This window comes from Rahnella sp. BIGb0236, assembly GCF_004364755.1.
Classification (GTDB): domain Bacteria; phylum Pseudomonadota; class Gammaproteobacteria; order Enterobacterales; family Enterobacteriaceae; genus Rahnella; species Rahnella victoriana.
This window is the reverse complement of record NZ_SOAO01000002.1, coordinates 266951-290046: the sequence shown is the minus strand read 5'-3', so window position 1 is coordinate 290046 and position 23096 is coordinate 266951. Positions and strand designations below refer to the sequence as shown.

Below are 23096 nucleotides of genomic sequence, written 5' to 3'. Positions count from 1 at the left end.
AAAAGGCTCAGACGCGACACAGGCGGCGCGCGCCTTCGTACAGCGTGTCGTTATCTTTGGCGAAACTCAGGCGGATAAGCCCGGTAGGTTTGTTATTGCTGTAAAACGCCGACAGCGGAATGCTCGCGACCTGATGTTCACGGATCAGGTTCAGCACAAAGTCGTCGTCGGAGAGCGGGCTGAAATGACTAAAACGCGCCAGCATAAAGAAACTGCCACGGCTCGGCAGTAATTCAAAGCGGGATTCGCTGAGGGCTTCGGCCAGCAGATCGCGCTTCTGCTGATAAAAATCCGCCAGACCGAGATAGCTTTGCGGATCGGCTAACGCTTCGGTGAACGCGACCTGCATCGGCGTATCGGCGGAGAACACCATGAACTGATGCACTTTGCGGATTTCTTCCATCAGTTCCGCCGGTGCCAGACAGTAGCCCACCCGCCAGCCGGTGACGTGATAGGTTTTGCCGAAAGAGGAGACAATCACGCTGCGCTCAGCCAGTTGCGGATGGCAGGCCATGCTCTCGTGGCGCTCACCGTCGAACACCACATGTTCGTACACTTCATCGGACAGGATCACGATATCGGTGTCTTTGGTCAGCGCGGTCAGGCGCTCGATATCGAAATCCGTGAAAATCGCACCGGTCGGATTATGCGGGCTGTTAATGATGATCATCCGCGTGCGGCTGTTGATGGCGCTGGCTACCTGATCCCAGTCGATGCTGAAATCATCCATCGACAGGCTGATGGCAACCGGCGTCGCACCCTGTAAACGGACAATCGGCGAATAACTGTCAAATGACGGCTCGAAATAAATCACTTCATCGCCCGGATGCACCAGGGCGCTGATGGCGGAATACAGCCCTTCGCTGGCGCTGGCAATCACCGTCACTTCGCTGTCAGCGTCATATTTGCAGCCATAAAGTGCTTCGACTTTGGCAGTAAGGGCATGACGCAAGGCGGTCACACCGCTCATTGGCGCGTACTGGTTATGACCGTCGCGCATGGCTTTGGCCACGCTGTCGATCAGGGCAGGCTGACATGAGAAATTCGGTGCCCCCTGAGATAAATTCAGGGCGTTGTGCTCGGCGCTGAGCTGGCCGATGACGGTGAAAATATTGGTGCCGACATCAGGTAATTTTGACTGCGGTGACAGGGCGCTTTTCATGGTGTGTGTGGCTCCGGAGACAAGGCGCTGATTATTTAGCTGTTGAATGATTAAGCAACAGTTCCCCTGTGCCGACAATAGAAAATTTGTCATACTCACTATGATCTCCGATCATGGCTGAGTAATCATTTTTCTGAGGTAACTGTGACCCTTTCCCCTGAACTGTCGTACCTGAATGCGCTGAATCTGCCCTCGCTCAATGTGCTGAAAACCTTTGCGGTGGTGGCGCAGACCCTGAATCTGACGCATGCCGCCACCCTGCTGCACATCACGCAGGGCGCGGTCAGCCGGCAGATCACCGGGCTGGAAGTGTCGCTCGGTTATCCGTTGTTTTTACGTCAGGCTCGCGGGCTGACGCTGACCCCGCGCGGTGCGCAGTTACTGCCGCCGGTGGAACAGGCGCTGGCGCTGATGGGCGAAGCCCTGAAACGGGTCGGTTCGCATCCGGATACCCTGCGCATTAAATGCCCGACGTGTTCGATGCGCTGGCTGCTGCCGCGTGTGATCCAGCTGCAAAACGACCGGCCGGATATGCAGATTGAACTGACGGCGTCCATCGCGCACGGGGTGGATTTCAGCAACGAACATTTTGATGCCGCCGTGGTGTTTGGCCGTCCGCCGGAATCGCAGCGCCGCGCGCATCATCTGTTTGATGAAGTGCTGACGCCGGTCTGCACGCCGGATTTCCTGCCGCGCCGTAAGGGAAAAACGGAAGTGGCCGATCTGGCCGATAAAACCTTACTGCATCCGACACGCGACCGTCGCGACTGGTTGCTGTGGCTGCGGGAAGAAGGGGTGCAGGGATTGCCGTCGGCAAAATCTCAGCATTTCGATACGCTGGATCTGGCGATCAATTCGGCCTTACAGGGTTACGGTGTGGCGATTGGCGATCTGACGTTAATTGAAGACGATTTGCAGGCGGGCAGGGTGATTGCGCCGTTCCCGTTATGCGTGGCGAGTGGCGCATCTTACACGCTGTTATATCCGGAAAATCCGACGCCTGCGCTGAAAGTGGCGATTGATTTTCTTAATGAGGAAGCGCGGCTCAGCCGGGAAAAACTGAGCGCGCTGTTATCCACGTCGCACCGGTTAGTCAGTGCCAACTGATCAGTAAAGTGCCGCCAGTGCGCTGGCAATCGCGCCGGTCAGTTTCGCCAGTTCCTGCGGGGAAATGATGTACGGCGGCATCAGGTAAATCAGTTTGCCGAACGGGCGGATCCACACGCCCTGCGCAACAAAATGTTTCTGCAACTGCGCCATGTCTACCGGCTGGCGCATCTCCACCACGCCGATTGCGCCCAGCACGCGCACATCCGCCACCGCAGGGCGCTCCGCCAGTGGCTGTAACTGCGCTTTCAGTTGATGCTCAATACTGAACACCTGCGCCTGCCAGCGGTTTTCCGCCAGTAAACGCAGGCTGGCATTGGCGACCGCACAGGCCAGCGGATTGCCCATAAACGTCGGGCCATGCATGAAACATCCGGCTTCGCTGTTGCTGATCACTTCCGCGACATGGCGCGTGGTCAGCGTGGCGGAAAGGGTCATATAGCCGCCGGTCAGCGCCTTGCCGAGACACAAAATATCCGGCGAAATCCCGGCGTGATCGCAGGCAAACAGCTTGCCGGTGCGGCCAAAACCGGTGGCGATTTCATCGGCAATCAGCAGCACGCCGTATTCGTCGCATAACCTGCGCACGCCTTTAAGATACAGCGGGTGATAAATCCGCATCCCGCCCGCGCCCTGTACCACCGGCTCTAAAATCACGGCCGCGATTTTGTGGTGATTCTCGTCGAGCAGGCGCGCAAACGGCGCGATATCCGCCTCATTCCATTCACCGTCGAAACGGCTCTGCGGCGCGTCCGCAAACAGATGCTCCGGCAGATATCCCTGATACAAACTGTGCATCGAGTTTTGCGGGTCGCAAACCGACATCGCGCCAAAGGTGTCGCCGTGATAGCCGTGGCGCAGGGTCAGCAGCGTCTGGCGCTTTTCGCCGCGCGCCTGCCAGTATTGCATTGCCATTTTCAGCGCCACTTCCACCGCCACCGAGCCGGAATCCGCCAGAAACACGCATTCCAGACCGGCGGGTGTCATGTCAACCAGACGGCGTGACAGCGCAATGGCGGAAGGATGGGTGATCCCGCCAAACATCACATGGGACATTTTGCCGATTTGTTCGACTGCCGCCTGATTCAGTTGCGGGTGATTGTAACCGTGGATCGCCGCCCACCACGACGACATGCCGTCAACCAGCTGGCGTCCGTCAGCCAGTTGCAGCATCACGCCGGAGGCCGACTCCACCGGATACGCGGGCAGCGGTTTGGTCATGGAAGTGTACGGATGCCAGATGTGGCGCTGATCGAATTCAATGTCGGCGGGTGTCATAGAAAGTCCTGCGGGGGCAAAGTTGTAAACCAAAAAATAATTTTAACGTTGACGGTAAACCAAAACAAATTAAAAATGGTTTACGGATTATGAAAAAAATATAACTGAACACTTTTTAAAGGAGTCGCAATGACTGCCCGCACCCACTGGACGCTGGAAAAAACTCAGGCCCTGTTCGATAAGCCTTTTTTAGAGCTGATGTTCGAAGCACAACAAATTCACCGTCAGCATTTCGACCCGCGTCAGGTTCAGGTCAGCACCCTGCTGTCGATCAAAACCGGTGCCTGTCCGGAAGACTGTAAATATTGCCCGCAGAGTTCCCGCTACAAAACCGGGCTGGAATCAGAACGTCTGATGCAGGTTGAGCAGGTGCTGGAATCCGCCCGTCAGGCGAAAGCCGCCGGTTCGACCCGTTTCTGTATGGGGGCGGCGTGGAAAAACCCGCACGACCGTGACATGCCGTATCTGGAGCAGATGGTGCAGGGCGTGAAGGAAATGGGCATGGAAACCTGCATGACGCTCGGCACGCTGAACACCACCCAGGCGCAGCGTCTGGCGCACGCCGGGCTGGATTTCTACAACCATAACCTCGACACCTCGCCGGAATTTTACGGCAGCATCATCACCACCCGCAGCTATCAGGAACGTCTGGATACGCTGGCGGAAGTGCGCGGCGCGGGCATTAAAGTCTGTTCCGGCGGCATTGTCGGGTTGGGTGAAACCGTCAAAGACCGCGCCGGTTTGCTGATGCAGCTGGCGAACCTGCCGGTTCCGCCGGAAAGTGTGCCGATCAACATGCTGGTGAAAGTCAAAGGCACGCCGCTGGCCGATAACGACGATGTCGATCCGTTCGATTTTATCCGTACCATTGCCGTGGCGCGCATCATGATGCCGCAATCTTACGTGCGCCTTTCCGCGGGTCGCGAACAGATGAGCGAACAGACGCAGGCGATGTGCTTTATGGCCGGTGCCAACTCGATTTTCTACGGCTGCAAACTGCTGACCACGCCGAACCCGGCGGAAGACAAAGACTTAATTCTGTTCGGCAAACTGGGGCTGAACCCGCAGTCATTTGAAACCGAAATGGGCGATAACCAGCAGCAGGCGGCGCTGGCCGAACAGCTGGTTCACGCCGATACCGACCAGTTCTACAACGCCGCCGTATAACGGATGAGCTGGCAAACGCGGATTAACGACGCGGTCGCGGCGCGTAAACAGGCGGCGGCCTTTCGTGTGCGTCAGCCAAACCGTGGCGGCAGCGCGCGGTTTCTGACGCAGGACGACCGGCGTTATCTGAACTTTTCCGGTAACGATTATCTCGGTCTGAGTCAGGACCGCGATGTGATCGCCGCGTGGCAGCAGGGCGCAGAAAAATACGGCGTCGGCAGCGGCGGCTCCGGGCATGTCACCGGCTACAGCGAAGCACATGCGCAGTTTGAACAGCAACTGGCGGACTGGCAGGGCTATCCGCGAGCTTTGCTGTTTATCTCCGGTTTTGCCGCCAATCAGGCCATTCTCGCGGCGCTGATGCAGGCGCAAGACCGCGTGCTGGCGGACAAACTCAGCCATGCCTCTTTACTGGAAGCTGCAGCCCATGCGCCTTCGCAACTGCGGCGTTTTCACCACAATCAGCCGGATTCCCTGCAACGTCTGCTGGAAAAACCGGTCAGCGGCGAAACGCTGGTGGTCACCGAAGGCGTGTTCAGTATGGATGGCGATACCGCGCCGCTGGCTGACCTGCATAAACTGACGGCAGCCCACGGCGGCTGGCTGATGGTGGATGACGCGCACGGTGTGGGCGTCACCGGTGAAGAAGGGCGCGGCAGTTGCTGGCAACAGGGCATCCGGCCGGAGCTGCTGGTGGTCACATTCGGTAAAGCTTTCGGTTGCAGCGGCGCGGCGGTGTTGTGTGATGATGCGACCGCCGGTTACCTGTTGCAGTTCGCCCGCCACCTGATTTACAGCACGGCGATGCCCGCCGCGCAGGTGTGTGCCTTGCAGGCTGCGCTGGCACGAATCCGGCAGGATGACGGCTTGCGTGATAAACTGGCGGCCAATATTGCCCGTTTTCGCGCGGGTGCCGCCGGTTTGCCTTATCCGCTGACCGGTTCGCAAACGGCGATCCAGCCGCTGATTGTCGGTGAAAATCAGCCTGCGCTGGATCTGGCCTCCGCCTTGCGCGGACGCGGATTATGGGTCAGCGCCATCCGTCCACCGACGGTGCCTCCGGGCAGTGCGCGGCTGCGTATTACCCTGACGGCGGCGCATGAGCCGGAAGATATCGATTTTTTGCTGGAGTCCCTTGATGGGTGCAGTCACTGAATTAGTGAACAAACAAGCGGTGGCCGACGCGTTCAGTCGCGCCGCCATCAGTTATGAAAACGCCGCACAATTGCAGCGTGACGTGGGTGAGGAATTGCTGGCACTGGCCGCGCCGTATCTGCAAGACGCGGGCAAAATCGTGGTCGATGCGGGTTGCGGCACCGGGTATTTTAGCCGTCACTGGCGGGCGCAGGGCAAAAATGTCATCGCCTTAGATCTCTCGGAAGGCATGTTAAACCGTGCCCGCGAGCTGGATTCCGCTGATGAGTACGTGCCGGGCGACATCGAACGTTTGCCGTTCGCCGACAATTCTGTCGACATTTGTTTCAGCAATCTGGCCGTGCAGTGGTGCAACGCACTGCCGCGCGCGCTGGAAGAGATGCACCGCGTCACCCGCAACGGCGGGCTGGTGCTGTTTTCCACGCTGGCCGAGGGTTCGCTTAATGAACTGGCGGCTGCATGGATGAAAGTCGATGGCCGTCGTCATGTGAATCAGTTCCTGACGCCGGACAAAATCGCCGAAGCCTGCGCGCCGTATCGCCATGAAGTGACGTTCAGCGATCACGTCGCTGAATTCCCCGATGTGATGTCCCTGATGCGCTCCCTGAAAGGCATCGGCGCGACGCACATTAAAAATGGCCGCCTCGGCGGTCTGGGGGGCAGGGAGCGTCTGCAATTGCTGGAAAAACACTACGTCCGCCGCGACGGCATCCTGCCGCTCAACTACCGGCTGGTCTACGGCATTTTGCAGGTCGAAGAACTGATCCCAAGATAAATTACTCCTCCCCGGTTTGAAACCGGCGCGGTCTGCTCCCTCCCCCTTCGCAGGGGGAGGAGCAAAAACCGATTTCAATGCGGGGAGGGAGCCAACCAACACCAGGCTTTTCATGAAACAAAAATACTTTATTACCGGCACCGATACCGAAGTCGGGAAAACTGTGGCGACTACCGCATTTTTGCAGGCCGCCGCCCGTGCCGGACACAAAACAGCAGGCTATAAACCGGTGGCTTCCGGCAGTGAAATGACCGGCGAAGGGCCGCGCAACAGCGATGCGCTGGCCTTGCAGGCCTACAGCACGGTGGGACTGCGTTATGACGAAGTGAACCCGTGCACCTTTATCGAACCCACCTCGCCGCATATCGTCAGCGAACTGGAAAAACGGCCCATCGACCCGCAGGTGTTATCCGCCGGATTACGCCATCTGGAACCGCTGGCGGACTGGGTGGTGGTGGAAGGCGCCGGGGGCTGGTATACGCCGCTGACGGCAGATTACACCTTTGCCGACTGGGTTATCGCCGAGCAGTTACCGGTGGTGCTGGTGGTCGGGATGCGCCTCGGTTGTATCAACCACGCGGTGCTGACGGCGCAGGCCATCGCAAATAGCGGGCTGACGTTAGCAGGCTGGATCGCCAACGACGTGCAGGAAACGGGGAAGCATCATCAGGCATACATGGCGACGCTCACGCGCATGCTGCCCGCGCCGCTGCTGGGCGAGATCCCGTACCTGAACGCCGGAACGGACGTTAATCTCGGTCAGTATCTGGATCTCGAACGTCTCACCGCGTGAGACGTCAGACGGTCAGATAATTTTTGACTAACGTGTCGTCGAGCTGTGCCAGCGTGCCCTGCGCGATGTTGCGTCCGCCATCGACCAGACAAAACCGGTCGGCGACGCTGCGGATAAACGGCAATTTATGACCCACCAGCAATAAGGTCAGGCCGAGATCCCGGTTCAGGCGGTGAATGATATTGCCCATGTTCGCCGCCATCGACGCGCTGGTGTGCTCGGTCGGTTCATCCAGAATCAGCAGTTCCGGCTCCTGAACCAGCGCCCGGCTGATCGCCAGTTGCTGCTGCTGGCTTTCATCCAGTTCCCCCGCTTTACGCGCCCCCATCTCCTTTAATGTCGGAAACAGGTCATACACCTCTTCCGGCACGCGACGGGTTTTATTCCGGCTGGCCATCATGGCGATTTGCAGGTTTTCATCCACACTCATCTGCGAAAAAATCTGCCGCCCCTGTGGCACATAGCCAATGCCAATTTGCGCACGACTTTCCACCGGCAGGTTCAGCAGGCTTTGCGGCTCTTCATCCCGTGACTGCCAGGAGATCGCGCCGCTTTTCACCGGCAGATGCCCCATGATGCAGTTAACCAGCGTGGTTTTTCCCACGCCGTTACGGCCGATCAGGCACGTACACTGACCGCGATACAGTTCGAGATTGATATCCCACAGAATATGTTTTTGCCCATAGTACTGATTAACGGATTTTACACTTAACATCAGGCATACCTCCCTCATGGAGCTTTTCACCGGACAACATTTTGACGGCCACTGTCATGTTTCTGACATTTATGTTCCGCTGTACGCGCGATCTACAGGGGAATCCTTCACCAAATCTCTTCAAAGAGTGAATTTGCAACTCTCAGGCCAAGTTTTACCAGACGGTGATAAAAAACGAGGTTACAGAGCTGTTAACAGGCGGCGCAGGGATGATTTAGGATTATTCATGAGTATTGTCAGGATTTTGTGATTCACGGAAATCCAGGTAAAAACAAAACTGCACTTCGGCAGTGCCGGACTCGCTGATTTTGGTGCAAGGTTTGGGCATTCAGGAAGCTGAAAAATCCTGCTGAGATGCACTTTTGGGTTTTGCAAGAAACATCAGCCCGGAAATCTAGGCAAAATAGGCATAAATAAGGAGATAAAAAAGATAAAAAATAACTAAAAAAGCCCTCTCAGCCCCGGAAGAAGCAAAATGCGCTTTTTTACCAACTCCCGCAGCGCGGGGCGTGCTGAGACTTATCCACTATTCCTGTGGATAACCTTGTGCATGAGAGTAAGAAAAGTTGCTACAGACGAGTCAGCATGCGGGTTGCGCTCAGTTTGCCCGTATTCGCAGCTTTTTGATGATGTTGTTTTTAATCAATGAGTTAGTTAAAAGCAATACAGGGGTAATTCGTTCGTCATCGTTGTGTCAAACTTCGTCAAGCTGTGGTCAGAAAGTGAGTGAAAGGAAAAATCCGGGCAAAAATGGGCGCTGATGGTGAGAATGCGTATTCTTATTCACACTAAAAAAGTGCAGTTGCAGCAACCGGTTAAATGCGCCGCCGTTTTTATTCATTGGAAGCTGGTTTTATATACAGTATTATAGTCGGCGTTAAATCAAGGCTGGCAAAAATCGCGAAGTCTTTCATACTGTTTTTCCGCAAACTGTTCACACATTCAGCGCGCACGGCCTTATACGTTCCCACTTCAGTCAGGTAGCCCGTCATGAGTAAAGAGTTCAAACTGCATTCCGAATTTAAACCATCAGGTGATCAGCCTGAGGCGATACGCCGTCTGGAAGAAGGGCTGGAGAACGGACTGGCGCACCAGACACTGCTGGGGGTAACCGGGTCAGGCAAGACCTTTACGGTGGCGAATGTCATTGCAGACCTCAACCGTCCGACGATGGTTCTTGCGCCAAATAAAACGCTGGCGGCACAGCTATACGGCGAGATGAAAGAGTTCTTCCCGGAAAACGCCGTCGAGTATTTTGTCTCTTACTACGATTATTATCAGCCCGAGGCATATGTCCCGAGCTCAGATACCTTTATCGAAAAAGATGCGTCTGTGAACGAACATATCGAACAGATGCGTCTTTCTGCCACTAAAGCCCTGCTGGAACGCCGCGATGTCATCGTGGTGGCGTCGGTTTCTGCCATCTACGGTCTGGGCGATCCGGACCTGTATCTGAAAATGATGCTGCACCTGACCAAAGGGATGATTATTGATCAGCGTTCCATCCTGCGCCGTCTGGCAGAGCTGCAATATGCCCGTAACGATCAGGCGTTTCAGCGCAGTACCTTCCGCGTGCGTGGCGAAGTCATTGACGTCTTCCCGGCCGAATCCGACGATCTGGCGCTGCGCATCGAGTTATTCGATCAGGAAGTCGAACGCCTGTCACTGTTTGATCCGCTGACCGGTCAGGTACAGCATGAAGTGCCGCGTTTCACCATCTACCCGAAAACGCACTACGTCACGCCACGCGAACGTATCGTGCAGGCGATGGAAGAGATCAAAGTTGAACTGGCCGACCGCCGCAAGGTGCTGCTGGCGAATAATAAACTGCTGGAAGAGCAGCGCATCAGCCAGCGTACGCAGTTTGATCTCGAGATGATGAACGAGCTGGGGTATTGCTCCGGTATCGAAAACTACTCGCGCTATCTGTCCGGCCGTGGGCCGGGCGAGCCGCCACCGACCCTGTTTGATTATCTGCCTGCCGACGGCCTGCTGATTGTCGACGAATCGCACGTGACCATTCCCCAAATCGGCGGCATGTACAAAGGCGACCGCTCGCGTAAAGAAACACTGGTGGAATATGGATTCCGTCTGCCTTCGGCGCTGGATAACCGTCCGATGCGCTTTGAGGAATTCGAAGCGCTGGCACCGCAAAGTATTTACGTCTCGGCCACGCCGGGGAAATACGAGCTGGAGAAATCCGGTGACGATGTGGTTGATCAGGTGGTGCGTCCGACCGGTCTGCTGGATCCGCTGATCGAAGTCCGGCCGGTGAGTACACAGGTCGATGATCTGCTGTCTGAAATCCGCAAACGCGTGGCAATTAACGAGCGTGTGCTGGTCACCACGCTGACCAAACGCATGGCCGAGGATTTGACCGAGTATCTGGAAGAACACGGCGAGAAGGTGCGTTACCTGCACTCTGACATCGATACCGTCGAGCGTGTGGAGATCATCCGCGATTTGCGTCTCGGCGAATTCGACGTGCTGGTCGGCATCAACTTGCTGCGTGAAGGGCTGGATATGCCGGAAGTGTCGCTGGTGGCGATCCTCGATGCCGACAAAGAGGGCTTCCTGCGTTCAGAACGGTCGCTGATCCAGACCATTGGCCGTGCGGCGCGTAACCTCAACGGTAAAGCGATTCTGTACGGCGATAAAATTACCAATTCGATGGCCCGCGCCATCGAAGAAACCGAGCGTCGTCGCGCCAAACAGGAAGCCTATAACCTCGAAAACGGCATCACGCCGATGGGGCTGAACAAGAAGATTTCCGACATCCTGCAACTTGGTCAGCCGAAGACCAAAAAGAACAAAGACAAACGCGATGCCGAAGCGGCGCAGACCTTCAAATCGCTTACGCCGAAAGCACTGGAGCAGCGCATCAAAGAGCTGGAAAGCAAGATGTATGCGCACGCGCAGAATCTGGAGTTCGAAGAAGCGGCCAACACCCGCGACGAGTTGCATGCCTTGCGCGAGCAGTTTATTGCGATTTCATAACGGGAAGGGTGGTAGACTGCGCGGCTTAAAAATCATGACCCAGACATTTTAACGAAGAGCGAGCCAATGACAGATACACCACAACATCCTGGCGCAGCGAAAGACCCGCTGCACGGCGTCACGCTGGAAAAACTGCTGACAACGCTGGTGGATAACTTTGGCTGGCCCGCGCTGGCGTCGCAGGTCAATATCAACTGCTTTAAAAGCGACCCGAGCGTGAAATCCAGCCTGAAATTCCTGCGTCGTACGCCGTGGGCGCGCAAGGAAGTCGAAACGCTGTATCTGGATTTCATCGAAGGCCATCTGCGCCCGGATATGACCCGCAGCAAGCGCCGCACGCCGTTGTCGGCGCAGGCACCGCAAAAGCCAAAAGTCAGCACGGCCAAACCGGCGGCTGACAGCCCGTGGAATAACCATCCGCTGGTGAAGAAGTAATTCAGATTGTTTTCTTAAAGGGGAAGGATCGTGGCAGAGCAACAGGTTCTTATTGTGGTGGATATGCAAAACGGGGTGTTGGCTGCCCCGCGTTATGACCGCAGCGGGCGGAGTGAGCGCATTAACCAGCTGATCGACCGGGCAGGGCGCGTGATTTTCATTCAGCATGCTGAAGGGGAGATGACCGAAGGCAGTGAATTCTGGCAGGTGATACCTGAGTTACATCAGCCGGAAGGGGCCATTTCTGTCACCAAAACCGCCTGTGATGCTTTCTATCGCACCACGCTTGAAACTGTCTTGCAGGAACTCAACGCCAGCCGTTTTACGATTTGTGGCTGTGCAACGGATTATTGTGTCGATACCACCATCAAAGTGGCTGCGAGCAAAGGCTATGCCGTGACGGTCGCGTCAGACGCGCATACCACCGGCGACCGCACACACGCCACGGCGCAGCAACTGATCGGGCAACATAACGAAGTGTGGCGTGAGCTGTCGGTGCCGGGCAATCCGGTGACGGTGAAAACCACCGCTGACATTCTGGCAGACTGGCAATAATCCCCGTTTCGTCTGCGTAAAAAAGGCCGCATTGCGCGGCCTTTCGTGTTTCTGTTCGTCAGACATCAGTGCATTTTTTGCAGCGCTTCTTCCACCGCCATCCGCAACATATCGCGGTCATGACGGTAGGGAATGTCGCTGGCTTCCAGCGGGCTTTGAATAATCAAATGCTCACCGGCACTTTTACCGATTTTCACTTTCGGCCCGACAATCGCGGCATCGGCACGGCGGCCAATACGTTTCTCGATCATATCCAGCTTATCGTCCAGCGTCAGCGAGGCGGCGGCGACGCTCAGTTCTTTCCCCAGATTTCCGATATACACGATGTGCGCGCGGCTGCGGCGCAGGGCGCTGGTCAGATCGCTCATCAGCAGCAATGGCATCAGGCTGGTAAAGAAACTTCCCGGACCAATCAGGATCAGATTGGCCTCGGCGATCGCCTGTAGCGCCTCGCGGGTGGCGGGCACCTGAGGTTCCAGCAGCAGTTCGCGCGGGATTTGCGTCAGCTTGTCGACATTCACCTCGCCGTGAACGCGCTCACCATGCGCATCAATCGCCGCCAGATCGACCGGTTGTTCTGACATCGGGATCAGCTCGGCATCCACTTTCAGCAGGCTGCGTACCAGATTGATCGCCTCGAGCGGGCGCACGGTCAGATGATCCAGCGCGCGCAGCATCAGGTTGCCGAGATTATGGCCGTCCAGTTCGCCCTGACCGCTGAAACGGTATTCAAACATGGCGGACGCCAGACTTGGCTCGGTAATCAGCTGATTGAGGCAGTTACGCATGTCGCCCCAGGCGATGCCGCCGACCGAGCGGCGGATGCGGCCGGTGGATCCGCCATTATCGGTGGTGGTCACAATGCCGGTCAGACGCGGACCCAGTGCGGAAAGGGAGGACATCACACGGCCCAGCCCGTGGCCTCCGCCTAATGCCACCACCCGGTCGAGATCTGCCAATGTTCGGTTACGCATAATTACCTTCTGAATCGGGGGAGGGGACGGGTTTCTTGCGGCGGATTTTACCTAATTTTGCAACAAGATGTTATCACTTCGCAGCATTCTCAGCGCATTCAAAAACAAGCGGTTTTCGCATTGAAAATGCAGCCTTTTGTCGCGAAAAATCGTTATATATCAAAATGCATAACGAAAAACCATCTTGGCGATCCGGACTTTGCGGCGTTAGAATACAGGCCGTTACCCCCGTATTCATCATCGCTCCGCTATGGACGGGATGAATCAACTCCTAGCCCTGGTTCCTAAGTTGCCTTTCTGACGATGTTCCCACAGAAACAATATGGAGCCCTGGCCGTGACGAAAGTCACCAGGGTGCACGGCAGAAATGCCCGCATCTCCCGTATTTGGAAAGGTGTTAAGGTGCTTCAACTAACTGATGCTTTTGCCCGCAAGTTTTATTACTTGCGGCTGTCGATCACTGATGTGTGCAATTTTCGTTGCACCTATTGTCTGCCGGATGGCTATAAGCCGCACGGACACAGCAATAAAAGTTTTCTCTCGCTCGATGAAATCCGTCGGGTCAGCCGCGCGTTCGCTAACTTAGGGACGGAAAAAGTGCGCCTGACCGGTGGCGAACCGTCGCTGCGTCGCGACTTCTGCGAAATCATTGCCGCCGTGCGCGAAAATCCTTCCATCAAAACCCTGGCCGTGACCACCAACGGCTACCGTATGGCGCGTGATATTGCGCAATGGCGCGATGCCGGGCTGACCAACATCAACGTCAGCGTGGACAGTCTGGATGCCCGCCAGTTTCATGCCATCACCGGGCAGAATAAATTCCATGAGGTCATGGCCGGTATCGACGCCGCTTTTGACGCCGGTTTCAGCAAGGTGAAAGTCAACACCGTGCTGATGCGCGATGTGAATCACGCCAGCCTGAACACCTTCCTTGACTGGATCAAAACCCGTCCGATCCAGCTGCGTTTCATCGAACTGATGGAAACCGGCGACGGCGGCGACCTGTTCCGTAAACACCATGTATCCGGCGAAGTGCTGCGCGAGCAACTGGTGCGTCAGGGCTGGCAGTTGCAGATTCGCGCCCGCAGCGATGGCCCGGCGCAGGTCTTCAGCCATCCGGATTACCTCGGGGAAATCGGTCTGATCATGCCGTACGAAAAAGACTTCTGCGCCAGCTGTAACCGTCTGCGCGTGTCTGCCATCGGCAATCTGCATTTGTGTCTTTTCGGCGAGCAGGGCATTCCTCTGCGCGATTTATTAGCCGACGACATGCAGCAGGAAGACCTGATGGACCGCATTCAGGGCGGCCTCAGCCGTAAAAAACAAACTCACTTCCTGCATGAAGGCAATACCGGTATCACTCAGAACCTGTCGTTTATCGGCGGCTGAGTCCGGGATCAATCGTTTAAGGAGCAAACTGATGAGCAAAGCCAGTAAAGAGTTTTTGCCTTTATCTGTCGCGATCATGACGGTTTCCGACCGCCGCACCGACGCGGAAGACACCTCCGGGCATTACCTGAAAGAGGCGGTGACGGACGGCGGTCATCACGTTGTCGCGCAGCAAATCGTTAAAGAGAACATTTACAGCATCCGCGCCGTGGTTTCCGCGTGGATTGCCGATGAAAAAATTCAGGCGATTTTGATCAACGGCGGTACCGGTTTTAATGCCGGTAACAATACGCCGGAGGCACTGAAGCCCCTGTTTGACCGCGAAATCGAAGGCTTCGGCGAGTTGTTCCGCATGGTGTCGTTCGAAGATATCGGCACCTCGACTATCCAGTCGCGTGCCATCGGCGGTATTGCCAACCAGACGGTGATTTTCGCCATGCCCGGTTCCACCCGTGCCTGCCAGACCGCCTGGGAAAACATCATTGAAGCGCAGCTCGACGCCCGTCAGGGGCCGTGCAATTTCACTCCACATTTGAAGAAATAAGTATGTCTGAACTGACCCACATTAATGCGTCCGGTGACGCCCACATGGTGGATGTTTCCGGCAAAGCGGAAACCGTCCGCGAAGCCCGTGCCGAAGCCTTTGTTGAAATGGCCGCTGACACGCTGGCGATGATCATCAACGGCAATCACCATAAAGGTGATGTGTTCGCCACGGCGCGTATCGCCGGTATTCAGGCGGCGAAAAAGACCTGGGATCTGATCCCGCTGTGTCATCCGTTGCTGCTGACAAAAGTAGAAGTGAAACTTGAAGCCCAGCCGGAGCATAACCGCGTGCGCATCGAATCACGTTGTCGCCTGAGCGGTAAAACCGGCGTGGAAATGGAAGCCCTGACCGCGGCTTCCGTCGCGGCGCTGACCATCTATGACATGTGCAAAGCGGTACAGAAAGACATGGTGATCGGCCCGATCCGTCTGCTGGAAAAAACCGGCGGTAAATCCGGAGACTTTAACGCAGAAGCCAAAGCCGAAAGTAAGGTGAAAGTATGATCGACATTTTATTCTTCGCTCAGGTGCGTGAACTGACCGGCACCGCCAGCCTGCAACTGCCGTCTGAATTCCCGACGGTGGAAGCATTACGCAACTCGCTGATCACACGCGGCGACCGCTGGGCGCTGGCGCTGGAATCCGGCAAATTGCTGGTGGCGGTTAACCAGACGCTGACCACAATGGCGCATCCGCTGACGGCGGGTGATGAAGTGGCGTTCTTCCCGCCGGTTACCGGAGGCTGAGATGGATCAGACGAAAATTATTGTCGATGCCGCGCCGTTCAGCGTCGGTGACGAGTACAACTGGCTGGCGCAATCTGACGCCGACGGCGCGGTGGTGACTTTTACCGGTAAAGTGCGCAATCACAATCTGGGCAGTCACGTCAGCGCGTTAACGCTGGAACATTATCCGGGCATGACCGAAAAAGCGCTGGCAGAAATTGTTGCCGAAGCGCGCGCCCGCTGGCCGCTGCAACGTGTCTCGGTGTATCACCGCGTCGGGCCGATGTATCCGGGGGATGAAATCGTGTTTGTCGGCGTGACCAGTGCGCACCGTGGCATGGCATTCGACGCCAATGAATTCATTATGGATCATCTGAAAACCCGTGCACCGTTCTGGAAACGGGAAGCCACGGAAGAGGGCGACCGCTGGGTTGATGCCCGCGACAGCGACAAACAGGCCGCTGCGCGCTGGTAAATAGCGGCTCAACCGCACGCAGACCTCCCATGCTTTTCTCTCTATCTGTGATACGCTTTAAAAATCGGGAGGCCATTCCGGCCTCATTTTTCATCCTCCATGCAAAAGGGTAATCATCATGGATCGATATCCACGCAGTAACGGTTCAATTGTTGAACGCGCGAACACCGGCATTCAGGCGTACATGGCGCAAGTGTATGGCTGGATGTTCTGTGGTCTGCTGCTGACCGCATTTGTGGCCTGGTACGCTTCCGGCTCTGAAAAAATCATGAGCTTTGTTTTCTCCAGCCAGATTACTTTCTTCGGTTTGATCATCGCGCAACTGGCGCTGGTGTTCGTGATTTCCGGCATGGTGAACCGTCTGAGCGGCACCGTCGCTACCGGTCTGTTTATGCTGTATTCCGCACTGACCGGCCTGACGCTTTCCAGTATTTTCCTGGTCTACACCGGTGATTCCATCTTCGGGACTTTCATCGTTGCCGCCGGGATGTTCGGTGCGATGAGTGTTTACGGTTACGTGACCAAACGGGATCTAACCGGTATCGGCAGCATGCTGTTCATGGCGCTGATCGGCCTGGTGCTGGCGTCACTGGTGAACATGTGGCTGAAAAGCTCCGGCCTTGCGAACATCATTTCCTATGCCGGTGTGCTGATCTTCGTCGGCCTGACCGCGTACGACACGCAGAAGCTGAAAAATATGGGTGCGCAGTTGTCCGCAGATGATCGCGATAACTTCCGTAAATACTCCATTGTCGGCGCACTGACGTTGTATCTCGATTTCATCAACCTGTTCCTGATGTTGCTGCGGATTTTCGGCAACCGCCGTTAAGGGTTTTTGATTGCAAATATGAGAGAGGGGCACTGAGAAGTGCCCCTTTTTTTATGCCGGTGCCGCGGCAAAGGGCGGCTTTTAAAAAAGGATTGAGAAAGTTTCGGTTTTTCACGTGCGATGATCGCATAACTCACTGTGCCGAAACCGACCAAAGAGGGCTATGACGAGCCCTCTTTGGAATCTCCACGTCTTGAACTGCCCGCTACCGCTCGCTGGCTATGTTTCAGTTGCCGCAGAGACAGGCTGGAAATCTTGCCGCTGCGCGGTCCCTTCTCTCGGTCTTCGAGCCAAAGGTCTCGAAGCCGCTCTGTTCAGCAAGATTTCTGAATCGCCCGCACGATCTTAAATTCGAAGGCAGACTGTTTATCATCTTTAGAAAAGTGGATTGGCGTGATCAAAAATGGCACCGAATGAATGGTTCGAGACGTAGGGCTCGAAGCCTGAAATGAGGGAATCGCGCAGCGATGACATTTTGCGCCACCCGGTGATGCGACAGGATATGTCCATCGAGCCTGCGATAGCGCGCAGTAAAAAAGCGAGGGGAGTTCAGAGGGGAAAAGCCTTTCCCCTCTGGTCGGTTTCGGCGCAGCAAGTTAAATGAACGACGTCATTGAGAAACCGAAATTTTCTCGATCAATTTTTAAGTCAAAAAGTTTCCGCCATTTCCAAATGGCCATGACAGCCCGGCTACTGCGGCTTACGGTATCCGCACTCTCCCCGTCGGCACCCGCCGGAAACTCCACCACACCTGTACGGTGTTAAATAACACCAGCACCGCCGTGACGATAAATACCCATCTGAAGCCGAGCAGGGCGGAGGCACTGGAGCCAATCAGCGGCCCGACCACATTCCCGAGATACATAAATGACTGGTTGTACCCGAATATCCGGCCGGTGACCTGATCGCTGCTGTATTTCACCAGTAACGCCTGAACCGCAGGCATCAGCGCCCCATCGCCGAAACCGAGCATGAAACGCAGGATACCCAGCTGGGTCGGCGTATTAATCAGCGCCATCAGACAGAACAGAATGAAGCAAAACACCAGCGCGGCGATAAGAATACGGTGCGCGCCAATGCGGTCGCCGAGTTTGCCGAGTTTGGGCGCAGCCATCAGCGCGGAAACCCCCGGCACGGCGGCGATCACCCCGCTGATAAAGGCGATATTGCTGGTGTCCGATGACAGTTCACGGATAAAAAGTGTCAGGATCGGGCTGATAGAACCATTCGCCAGCTGAATCATCATGGTGGTGACGAACAGACTGACAATCAGCCACGGATAAGGCAGCGTGGTGAATACCGCTTTACCGCTCAGCCGGTTGGCTTTGGTCACCGGCACCACGCGCTCTTTGATCAGAAATAAGGTGATCAGGAAGCTGATAAACAACATGCCGCTGGTGACGAAAAACACCGTGCGCAGGCCGAGGTGGTCAGCCATAAAACCGCCGAGCAGCGGGCCGATAATCACGCCCGACACCTGACCGGTAGACAGCGTACCGAGCGCCCAGCCGCTTTTATCACGCGGCACCTGCGAGGCGACCAGCGCCATGGCATTCGGAATGTAACCGGAGGTCAGCCCCATCAGCGTACGCAGGATAAAAAGCTGCCAGACGTTGGTGGCGAATCCCTGCAACATCATGACAATGGCCATGCCCAGTGCGGCACGCAGCAACATCAGTTTACGACCCTTACGGTCCGCAAGACTCCCCCACAGCGGCGCAACAATAGCGGAAACCAGAAACGTGCCGCTGAACACCAGCCCTGACCACAAACTCAGGGATTCATGCGACGTCACACCAAGCTGTTCGATGTAGAGCGGTAGAAAAGGCAGGATCTGACTCATCGCCATGCCGGTAAAAAAACAGCCCAGCCAGACGGAGATTAAATTTACTTTCCAGGTTTCCATGTTGCAGCGAGGTAGCCTTATGGACAGAGGAGTGTGAGAACCGAAGCATAGCAATCAAATCTGTGAAGTGGGACGCAAAAAGTGGGAACCCATTCATCAGGTTTATAATTGATTATCCTGTATCAAAGTTTCGGATTATGACGGCAGATTATGCCGCCCGAAATCGCAAGCAGAGATTACCGTTGTCACCTTCAGTTACAGGCGAAAGGCAGATAACTTCACGCGGGGCGGCGTTCTGTGCTAGTATCCCCACAACTGGCGCACTGCAGTTTGTGCCGAATCCTCGTGGTAATGCCTCATTTGCCTCGTCTGATCATCCACTCTTGAAACTGCACCGAACCCCGTTCGGGTTAGAGTGGACTGGAGCTTTTCCTTATATGTCATTTGATTCCCTCGGCTTAAGTGCCGAAATTTTGCGTGCTGTTGAAGAACAGGGCTATCGCGAACCTACGCCTATTCAGCGTCAGGCTATTCCTGTCGTGCTGGAAGGTCGTGACCTGATGGCGAGTGCGCAGACCGGTACCGGTAAAACCGCTGGTTTTACCCTGCCGCTGCTCAATATGCTCAGCCATACCAACGCGCAATTCAAAGGACGTCGCCCGGTTCGTGCGCTGATCCTGACCCCAACCCGTGAGCTGGCGGCGCAGATTGGTGAAAACGTACAGGCTTACAGCAAATACCTGACCCTGCGTTCGCTGGTGGTATTTGGTGGTGTGAGCATCAACCCGCAGATGATGAAACTGCGCGGTGGTGTGGATGTGCTGATCGCAACGCCTGGCCGTTTGCTGGATCTGGAACATCAGCGTGCTGTTGATTTATCTCAGGTTGAAATTCTGGTGCTGGATGAAGCCGACCGCATGCTGGACATGGGCTTCATTCATGACATCCGTCGCGTGCTGGCGAAACTGCCTGCCAAACGTCAGAACCTGCTGTTCTCCGCGACCTTCTCTGATGAGATTAAAGGTCTGGCGAGCAAGTTGCTGACCAACCCGGCTTCCGTGGAAGTCGCGCGTCGCAACACCGCGTCAGCGCAAATTGAACAAAGCGTTCACTTTGTTGATAAGAAGCGTAAGAGAGAACTGCTGTCTCAGATGATCGGCGAAGGCGACTGGAAACAGGTGCTGGTGTTCAACCGTACCAAGCATGGCGCAAACCATCTGGCTGAACAGCTGAATAAAGACGGCATCACTGCCGCTGCTATTCACGGCAACAAAAGTCAGGGCGCACGTACCCGCGCACTGGCTGATTTCAAAGCCGGTTCGATCCGTGTTCTGGTAGCGACCGACATCGCTGCGCGTGGTCTGGATATCGACCAGTTGCCGCACGTGGTGAACTATGAACTGCCAAACGTGCCGGAAGATTACGTTCACCGTATCGGCCGTACCGGTCGTGCGGAAGCCACCGGTGAAGCGATTTCTCTGGTGTGTGTCGATGAACACAAACTGCTGCGTGATATCGAACGTCTGCTGAAACGTGAAATTCCGCGCATCGCGCTGGAAGGCTACGAGCCAGACCCGAGCATCAAAGCTGAGCCGATCATTAATGGTCGTCAGGGCAGCGGCGGCGGCGGTCGTGGCGCGCCACGTCAGGGCCAGCGTCCGGGCGCACCGCGCTCCGGTGCTCCACGTTCAGGCGCTCCGCGTCAGGGCGGGAATGGTCAGCGCAGCGGTACCTCTGAAAACCGTGGTTCAGAAAACCGCGGTTCAGCTGAGAACCGTCCGGCACGTTCGCGTCCTGCACACGCAGGCCAACGTCGCACCGGCAATGCGGGCAGCGGCAACAAATAAGTTCCAGCTGACTTGCTATCAAACCGCCTTCACCGGCGGTTTTTTTTCGCCTGCGTTCTGCCTGATCTGATTTACCTGATCACATAGGCACAACGGCGTGCGCCCTGCAAAATATGCTCGGTGCGCTCGACGCTGGCTTCCAGCACCTCGCTGAACACATCCCGCTCGGCCCGGCAAAACCCCTGACAGGTTGTGGCGGCAGCGCAAATCGGGCAGTGATTTTCGACAAACAGATAGCTGCCGTCTTCCTGCATTTTCCAGTCCGCCATATAACCTTCCCGCGTGCGGATGGCTGTCAGTCTTTGCAGCTTTTCTTCCAGTGATTGCGCCCCCGACATCGCCTGCCGGTAATTCTCCAGCGTCTGACTTTCCCGCGAGGTGATCAGCTGATCCAGGGCGGAATCGCCCAGCGAGGTACGGATCAGCTGCAAAAGTTGTACGGTAAGATCGGCGTGAGCATCGGGGAAACGCGCATGGCCTGCGGCGGTCAGTTGCCAGAACTGCGCCGGGCGGCCGACACCCTGCGAGACGGCTTTGGCCTCCACCAGACCTTCTTTTGCCAGCTTCACAAACTGCTGGCGTGCCGCCTCGCCGGTGGTGCCCAAAAGGTGACCGGCATCACTGGCCTGTAATTCCCCACGGGTTTTCAGCAACGTCAGCAGGCGTTCTGCCACACTTTGTCTGACGTCATTTTTATTTTCCAGGTCACTGCTTGACATATTGCCTCGCCGGGTTCTAGATTACCCAAAACATATTCCAAGTTATTTCTTGTTTTAATAATACCACAACCACTACGCGCTTCAATGTGTGGAAAGCATAAACCAAAGGGATGCACAGAAATGTCGGCAAGTCAGAACGGATGGGCGGATTTATTCAGCGCAGAAAACCGGGGCAGCGCCATCACCCTGAGTGCGGGCGTCGCGCTTTACGCCACCAACAGCTACATCGTGATCACGATTTTACCTTCCGTGGTGCAGGATATCGGCGGGCTGGCCTGGTATGCGTGGAACACCACGCTGTATGTCGTCTGCTCCATTCTCGGCTCGGCGCTGTCAGCACGGCTGATGCGCAGCGCCGGTCCACGCGGCAGTTATCTGATGGCAACCGGTATTTTTATTGCCGGTGCCGCGATTTGTACTGCCGCGCCGAACATGCCGGTGTTGCTGCTCGGCAGGGCATTGCAGGGGCTGGGCGGGGGATTCCTGTTTGCGCTGTCCTACGCGATGATCAATCTGCTGTTCAGAGAATCGCTCTGGCCGCGGGCGATGGCGCTGATTTCCGCCATGTGGGGTATCGCGACGCTGGTCGGCCCTGCGGTGGGCGGTATTTTCGCGGAACTGCACGCCTGGCGCTGGGCATTCGGTTTGCTGCTGCCGGTCACCTCGTTGTTCGGGCTGTGGGTGTGGCGGATCCTGCCGAAATCACAGCGCGACACACAACCGGCAGAACCGCTGCCGCTGTTGCAGCTGGCCTTGCTGACCGGCGCGGTGCTGGTGGTGTCGGCGGGCAGTCTGTCTTCCTCCGGGCTGATTAACCTGCTCGGATTTGTGATCGCGGTGGTGATGATTTTGATTCTGCGTCACCGCGAATTTACCGCCGATGTCCGGCTGCTGCCGCGCAACGCATTACGCCGTTCCTCACCGCTTTACGGTTTGTATCTGGTGATGACGCTGCTGATTATCGGACTTGGCTGCGAGCTGTTTGTGCCGTATCTGCTGCAACATTTACACGGTCAGACGCCGCTGGCGGCCGGATATATCACGGCTGCCGCTGCCGCGGGCTGGACATTAAGTGAAGTGGCGAGTTCCGGCTGGACCGGCCGCCGTGCCGATGGCGCGATTATTTTCGGACCACTGATCCTGGCCGCCGGTCTGCTTTTATTGCTGTTCACCGTGCCGGTGGCGTTTGGTCTGGCGTGGCTGAACATCAGCGGCGTGGTACTGGGGCTGACGCTGGCCGGTTTCGGTATTGGTCTCGGCTGGCCGCATCTGCTGACCCGCGTGCTGCAACAGGCACCGGAAGACGATCGCGAAAAAGCCGGTGCGTCGATCACCGTCGTGCAGTCTTTTGCGGCGGCACTCGGCGCGGCATTAGCCGGTACGGTGGCTAACTTTGCCGGTGTGGATCAGGGCGACAGCGGCGCAGCCCGCGCGGCATTCTGGATGTTCCTGCTGTTTGCCCTCCCTGCGTTACTGGCTGTGTGGATTGCCTGGCGCTCCGTGCGGGTCAGGCGTCTGCACGGCGGGGCGAAAACATCATTAAACGGCGATTTGTCTCAGGGATAATTGCCCGGCGGCGGGCCTTGCGGTAATCTTGCGCGTCATTT

Annotated in this window: 22 protein-coding genes and 1 riboswitch; of the genes, 16 read left to right on the top strand and 6 right to left on the bottom strand. The window is 56.3% G+C overall.

Annotation, left to right across the window (positions count from 1 at the left end; translation table 11 throughout):
- Window positions 1–7: 7 nt before the first annotated feature.
- On the bottom strand, window positions 8–1162 hold the full coding sequence (locus EDF78_RS04815) for a methionine aminotransferase (RefSeq protein ID WP_095921243.1): 1155 nt from the start codon (window positions 1160–1162) through the stop codon (window positions 8–10).
- Window positions 1163–1306: 144 nt separating this feature from the next.
- Between EDF78_RS04815 and EDF78_RS04810 the strand changes: the two genes are divergently transcribed.
- A complete protein-coding gene (locus EDF78_RS04810; RefSeq protein ID WP_095921244.1) occupies window positions 1307–2269 on the top strand; it encodes a LysR substrate-binding domain-containing protein in 963 nt (320 codons plus the stop codon).
- Here EDF78_RS04810 and bioA read toward each other — a convergent pair whose 3' ends face one another.
- Window positions 2270–3547 (bottom strand): adenosylmethionine--8-amino-7-oxononanoate transaminase, encoded by a 1278-nt coding sequence (gene bioA, locus EDF78_RS04805; protein WP_133822672.1) that lies wholly within the window; start codon window positions 3545–3547, stop codon window positions 2270–2272. It abuts the gene before it with no gap.
- Window positions 3548–3676: 129 nt separating this feature from the next.
- Between bioA and bioB the strand changes: the two genes are divergently transcribed.
- The 4 genes from bioB (at window position 3677) to bioD (ending at window position 7437) form a co-directional block, all read left to right on the top strand.
- Complete coding sequence (bioB, locus tag EDF78_RS04800) at window positions 3677–4714, top strand: biotin synthase BioB (RefSeq protein WP_013576387.1); 1038 nt, start codon at window positions 3677–3679, stop codon at window positions 4712–4714.
- Window positions 4715–4717: 3 nt separating this feature from the next.
- A complete protein-coding gene (bioF, locus tag EDF78_RS04795; RefSeq protein WP_133822671.1) occupies window positions 4718–5869 on the top strand; it encodes an 8-amino-7-oxononanoate synthase in 1152 nt (383 codons plus the stop codon).
- On the top strand, window positions 5853–6644 hold the full coding sequence (gene bioC, locus EDF78_RS04790) for a malonyl-ACP O-methyltransferase BioC (RefSeq protein ID WP_095921247.1): 792 nt from the start codon (window positions 5853–5855) through the stop codon (window positions 6642–6644). The genes bioF and bioC overlap by 17 nt, the downstream gene beginning before the upstream one ends.
- 112 nt (window positions 6645–6756) lie before the next feature.
- Entirely contained in the window at window positions 6757–7437 is a 681-nt protein-coding gene (bioD, locus tag EDF78_RS04785; RefSeq protein ID WP_133822670.1) for a dethiobiotin synthase, read from the top strand.
- Window positions 7438–7441: 4 nt separating this feature from the next.
- Here bioD and EDF78_RS04780 read toward each other — a convergent pair whose 3' ends face one another.
- A complete protein-coding gene (locus EDF78_RS04780; protein ID WP_095921249.1) occupies window positions 7442–8152 on the bottom strand; it encodes an ATP-binding cassette domain-containing protein in 711 nt (236 codons plus the stop codon).
- Between the two features lie 990 nt (window positions 8153–9142).
- Between EDF78_RS04780 and uvrB the strand changes: the two genes are divergently transcribed.
- The 3 genes from uvrB to EDF78_RS04765 all read left to right on the top strand — a co-directional run bounded on the left by uvrB (window position 9143) and on the right by EDF78_RS04765 (window position 12139).
- Entirely contained in the window at window positions 9143–11149 is a 2007-nt protein-coding gene (gene uvrB, locus EDF78_RS04775) for an excinuclease ABC subunit UvrB (protein WP_095921250.1), read from the top strand.
- Window positions 11150–11215: 66 nt separating this feature from the next.
- Complete coding sequence (locus EDF78_RS04770; RefSeq protein WP_095921251.1) at window positions 11216–11584, top strand: VF530 family protein; 369 nt, start codon at window positions 11216–11218, stop codon at window positions 11582–11584.
- 30 nt (window positions 11585–11614) lie between these two features.
- The gene (locus EDF78_RS04765) at window positions 11615–12139 is read left to right on the top strand and encodes an isochorismatase family protein (RefSeq protein ID WP_095921252.1); all 525 of its coding nucleotides are present in this window, start codon (window positions 11615–11617) and stop codon (window positions 12137–12139) included.
- Window positions 12140–12204: 65 nt separating this feature from the next.
- Here the strand turns inward: EDF78_RS04765 and yvcK are convergent, their stop codons facing one another.
- Window positions 12205–13113: a uridine diphosphate-N-acetylglucosamine-binding protein YvcK gene (gene yvcK, locus EDF78_RS04760; RefSeq protein ID WP_095921253.1), complete on the bottom strand. Its 909-nt coding sequence runs from the start codon at window positions 13111–13113 to the stop codon at window positions 12205–12207.
- A gap of 256 nt (window positions 13114–13369) precedes the next feature.
- A riboswitch (molybdenum cofactor riboswitch) is annotated at window positions 13370–13526 on the top strand.
- On the opposite strand from yvcK, the gene moaA reads away from it, so the two are divergent.
- The 6 genes from moaA to EDF78_RS04730 all read left to right on the top strand — a co-directional run bounded on the left by moaA (window position 13516) and on the right by EDF78_RS04730 (window position 17077).
- Complete coding sequence (gene moaA / locus EDF78_RS04755; RefSeq protein ID WP_133822669.1) at window positions 13516–14502, top strand: GTP 3',8-cyclase MoaA; 987 nt, start codon at window positions 13516–13518, stop codon at window positions 14500–14502. It overlaps the preceding riboswitch by 11 nt.
- Window positions 14503–14533: 31 nt before the next feature.
- A complete protein-coding gene (gene moaB, locus EDF78_RS04750; protein WP_095921255.1) occupies window positions 14534–15046 on the top strand; it encodes a molybdenum cofactor biosynthesis protein B in 513 nt (170 codons plus the stop codon).
- A gap of 2 nt (window positions 15047–15048) precedes the next feature.
- The gene (moaC, locus tag EDF78_RS04745; RefSeq protein ID WP_095921256.1) at window positions 15049–15552 is read left to right on the top strand and encodes a cyclic pyranopterin monophosphate synthase MoaC; all 504 of its coding nucleotides are present in this window, start codon (window positions 15049–15051) and stop codon (window positions 15550–15552) included.
- Window positions 15549–15794, top strand: a complete 246-nt coding sequence (gene moaD / locus EDF78_RS04740) for a molybdopterin synthase sulfur carrier subunit (protein WP_095921257.1) — start codon at window positions 15549–15551, stop codon at window positions 15792–15794. Before moaC ends, moaD begins: the two co-directional genes overlap by 4 nt.
- Window position 15795: 1 nt before the next feature.
- On the top strand, window positions 15796–16248 hold the full coding sequence (gene moaE / locus EDF78_RS04735) for a molybdopterin synthase catalytic subunit MoaE (RefSeq protein ID WP_095921258.1): 453 nt from the start codon (window positions 15796–15798) through the stop codon (window positions 16246–16248).
- 118 nt (window positions 16249–16366) lie between these two features.
- On the top strand, window positions 16367–17077 hold the full coding sequence (locus tag EDF78_RS04730) for a Bax inhibitor-1/YccA family protein (RefSeq protein WP_013576373.1): 711 nt from the start codon (window positions 16367–16369) through the stop codon (window positions 17075–17077).
- Between the two features lie 700 nt (window positions 17078–17777).
- On the opposite strand, the gene mdtG is transcribed toward EDF78_RS04730, so the two are convergent.
- Entirely contained in the window at window positions 17778–18983 is a 1206-nt protein-coding gene (gene mdtG, locus EDF78_RS04725) for a multidrug efflux MFS transporter MdtG (RefSeq protein WP_133822668.1), read from the bottom strand.
- 377 nt (window positions 18984–19360) lie between these two features.
- On the opposite strand from mdtG, the gene rhlE reads away from it, so the two are divergent.
- On the top strand, window positions 19361–20770 hold the full coding sequence (rhlE, locus tag EDF78_RS04720) for an ATP-dependent RNA helicase RhlE (RefSeq protein ID WP_095921260.1): 1410 nt from the start codon (window positions 19361–19363) through the stop codon (window positions 20768–20770).
- A gap of 71 nt (window positions 20771–20841) precedes the next feature.
- Here the strand turns inward: rhlE and EDF78_RS04715 are convergent, their stop codons facing one another.
- Window positions 20842–21489, bottom strand: a complete 648-nt coding sequence (locus EDF78_RS04715; protein ID WP_095921261.1) for a metalloregulator ArsR/SmtB family transcription factor — start codon at window positions 21487–21489, stop codon at window positions 20842–20844.
- Between the two features lie 120 nt (window positions 21490–21609).
- Between EDF78_RS04715 and EDF78_RS04710 the strand changes: the two genes are divergently transcribed.
- Window positions 21610–23055: an MFS transporter gene (locus tag EDF78_RS04710; protein WP_131692608.1), complete on the top strand. Its 1446-nt coding sequence runs from the start codon at window positions 21610–21612 to the stop codon at window positions 23053–23055.
- Window positions 23056–23096: the final 41 nt, after the last annotated feature.